This window comes from Edaphobacter aggregans DSM 19364 (assembly GCF_000745965.1).
Lineage (GTDB): Bacteria > Acidobacteriota > Terriglobia > Terriglobales > Acidobacteriaceae > Edaphobacter > Edaphobacter aggregans.
On record NZ_JQKI01000263.1, the window covers coordinates 1 to 3,643 of the forward strand.

Genomic DNA, 3,643 nt, shown 5'->3' on the forward strand with positions numbered 1-3,643 from the left:
CCTTCCGCGCATGCGTGGTCCCGCACGTAACACTCTGCTGCGCCTTCTGAACCAGCTTCGACCCGCAGTCATGCCCGCACCCCTCACGCCCAGCTCTGCGCTCCCAACCTCAGGCCCATCGAAACGCCACGGTGCCTGCCCCAAAACGTCCACACCTCGACGCCACAACCGATCCCGCCTGATTGAAATCCCATAGCAACCCACCGCATCCACCACCCCAGCGGCTCACTTCAAAAACGGTTCTATCGTAACTGCCACACAGAGCCGCGCCCCTCCCACTCCCGTCGCACGGCAGTCACGATAGAACACTAACGTTTTTCAGGAACTGACCATTAGCATGGTTGCCGATCACTTCCACTAAGCCGACTTGAACGATACCTATGCGCATGTCCAATCTGGATTCCGGATAGCTAGCAATACGGGAGTCATCCAAGTGGAGGCAGCGAGACATCGTAACTAAAGGCACGCCGGAGCGCGCCGCCCTTTCCCTTCAAGCAGCCAGAAAGATTGCAGACCCACATCGCGCGATTAGACCCTGGCCCATCTCAGGCAACCTGTAGAGACATTCAGAGCCCGAAGGGAGGAATCAGCGTCCGTCTGGGAAACGCGTCAGTCACAAGGTAGTTCCTGAGCGGTCAACAGTGGGGACTGGCGGTCAAGGTATGGTGAATTCTGGATCCACCGCCGTGAAAGCGTGATGAATTGATATTCGCAGTACCTGCGTTACGCGCTTCTTGGATACACAGACTTGTTCGACCGCGGTATGGAGCCGGAGGGCCGACTACGCCCTCGCTAGAGTCGGACCGCGTCCAGCAACTCTCACTGTTGGTAAAATTAGCCACATTGCCCAGGAGTCATACGATGGCACTCGCCAAGGGCACGAGACTAGGACCGTATGAAATCCTTTCGTTCATTGGCGCTGGCGGTATGGGCGATGTTTATCGTGCCTGGGACACGCGCCTGGAGCGTGATGTCGCAATAAAAGTCTTGGCTGAACGTTTAGCATGTGAGCCGCGGTCGTTGGCGCGTTTCCGCACCGAAGCGAAGTCGATCGCAGCTCTTTCACATCCGAATATTCTCTCCATCTACGACGCGGAACTGGAACATCCGCCACTGTTCCTGGTAACGGAGCTGCTCGAGGGAGTGACCCTGCGGCAGCAGATCGGGCGATCCGCGATCCCTTGGCGTCGTGCCGTGCAGATCGGGTCCGAAGTTGCCGACGGCCTTGCAACCGCGCACGATGCGCGCATCATCCACCGCGACCTCAAACCGGAGAACATCTTTGTGACCGCACGGGGTGCCATCAAAATTCTGGATTTCGGGCTGGCACGATTTAAGCCTGCTTTCCAGGGGAAACCTGGCTCCCGGGCCACTACCGTTTCCGAGGGGGGCTCCCTCATGGGAACTGTCGGCTATCTCGCGCCGGAACAAGCCCGAGGTGAAACCGTAACCGCTGCAACCGATATTTTCTCTTTGGGTTGCGTGCTTTATGAAATGGTCAGTGGCCACCGAGCCTTTAACCTAGCCTCCCCGGCGTCTACACTTGCTGCCATCCTCAACGATGATCCGAGGCCTGTCGCCGACTACGTCGCAGACGTCCCTGAAGAACTGGATCGTTGGATCGGCCATTGCCTGAGAAAAGACGAGAAGGCTCGACCACAGTCCGCTCGCGACCTCGGGCTTGTCTTGCGCGATCTGCTTGCCGAACCGACCGCCCATGGCCGCACAGGCGCGGAATTCGAGTCGCTCGCTGTGTTGCCATTCTTCACGTCCGCCAGTTCACCTGATGCGGAGTATCTCGCCGACGGCATCACCGAGACCCTCATCAACCAATTCGCCCAACTTCAGCACCTGAGAGTGATCGCCCGAAGTACTGTCTTTCGGCACAAGGGCAAGGACGCCGACCCGATCGAACTCGGCCGCGAGTTGGCGGTCAGCGCCGTCCTGACCGGAAGAATCTTCCAACGAGGCGACGTGCTTGTAATTGCGGCTGAACTGATTAATGTGCGTGATGGTCTGCACCTATGGGGCCAGCAATACAAAAGGCCGCTCACCGACATCTTCGCCATCGAGGAAGACATCTCTCGGGAGATCTCGGAGCGGTTGCGAGTGCGGTTTGCACCCAGGGAGCAGTCGCGACTGGTAAAGCGCTACACAGAAAGCCCGAAGGCTTACCAGCTGTATTTGAAGGGCCGGTTCTTGTGGAACAAGAGAGCAATCGAGAGCATGAGACAGGCGCTTCGCTACTTCGAGCAGGCCGTCGAAGAGGATGCAAGTTATGCGCGTGCCTACGCGGGCCTGGCAGACTGTACATCGATGCTGGCCATTTACGGCGCCCTTGATCCTCGACTGGGTGGCAAGAGGGCAAGAGCAGCGCAGGAGATGGCGTTGCAAATAGATCCAGACCTCAGTGAAGCATATGCCTCTCGCGGATTCAGTCTCCTGTTATTTGACTGGAAGTTCCGCGAGGCCGAAAGCGTATTGCGCCACGCGGTCCATCTGAACTCCGGTGATGCGCCCGCCCACCAATGGCTCGGCTTTGCCCTCGGCCTCACGGGACAGTTAGAGGAGGCCCGAGGCGCAATGAGAATTGCGCAGCAGCTTGATCCCTTCTCCGCAAGCATCAACACCACCGCAGTATTTCCTGTGTATTGGGCGCATTTGTTTGAGGAGGCGATCGAAGGCTTCCGTGCCGCAGTCGAATTGCACCCTGGCTACTGGATGGCGCATTACTACATGGGACTGACCTACGCCCATAAGGGCGAGTTCGGCCAGGCCATCCTCGCTCTTCGTCACGCCGCGGAGATCGGAGACAGCATTTGGCGTTATTCGGGGTTAGGGTATGTTTATGCGCAGGCCGGACGGCCGCAACAGGCCAGGTCAGTTCTGAAGAAGCTGGACGAGCTGGGCCGCCATCAATACGTGCCTCTCATTTATTCTGCTGCAGTGTATGCCGGCCTCGGTGAAACCGATCAGGCAGTTGAGTGGCTCAGGCGTGCGGCCGAGCAACGCGATTGGATGATCGCATGGCTTCATGTCGATCCGATCTGGGACAGCATTCGCTCGGATCCGCGGCTGCAGGGGATTCGGGTTGACCTCGGTCCCAAGCCCTAACTGCGCTCCGATCTTCCTTCGAAGCCGATCTCAGTGGTTCTGCCCGAGTTGACGGCTAACCGGAGTAAATGCTGGAGATCGGTCACGGGCGGGTTCAAAGTTCAGTGGCGCACTCTGAGCCGGTGGTTTGCGAACGTTGAAATCTATATACGTCTGTTCGTGGCCTTCGGGGTGCTGCTCTCGCCACAGAACCAGCAGAAGCGGCGGAAACTCCGTAAGGATGACCTTCGTTCGGTGGACCTTCGCGTGACATCCCGCACAGAGAGCGATCATCAGATGTAGAACAGAGTTGCCCGGCTCCCGATGATGCACTCCGGGATCGGGATCACCGCACACCCTACAGGCGTATCCATCACGCACTAAGACCTGCTCCCGCAGGCCACCGAAGTATTCGGCATCCTGCCGTTTCAGCGTGTAGCAGGTCGCGCAGAGGCCCAGGGCGAGGATCTTCTCGTTCCCGCAGGGACAGCAAATTGCGGTCTGGACCCCTTTCTTCAAAGCCCTACTCCTTCGTCTTCAGCTTGGAGTC

Annotated in this window: 2 protein-coding genes; one reads left to right on the plus strand and one right to left on the minus strand. The window is 58.3% G+C overall.

Going from position 1 to position 3,643, the window contains the following annotated elements:
- Positions 1-861: 861 nt before the first annotated feature.
- The gene (locus Q363_RS30895; protein ID WP_035358442.1) at positions 862-3,114 is read left to right on the plus strand and encodes a protein kinase domain-containing protein; all 2,253 of its coding nucleotides are present in this window, start codon (positions 862-864) and stop codon (positions 3,112-3,114) included.
- A gap of 30 nt (positions 3,115-3,144) precedes the next feature.
- Here Q363_RS30895 and Q363_RS30900 read toward each other — a convergent pair whose 3' ends face one another.
- A complete protein-coding gene (locus tag Q363_RS30900) occupies positions 3,145-3,612 on the minus strand; it encodes an HNH endonuclease (RefSeq protein ID WP_035358444.1) in 468 nt (155 codons plus the stop codon).
- Positions 3,613-3,643 lie beyond the last annotated feature (31 nt).

What these genes read in the sequence shown, in the direction of transcription:
- Q363_RS30895 (WP_035358442.1), top strand. Translation starts at nt 862, where the DNA reads ATGGCACTCGCCAAGGGCACGAGACTAGGACCGTATGAAATCCTTTCG.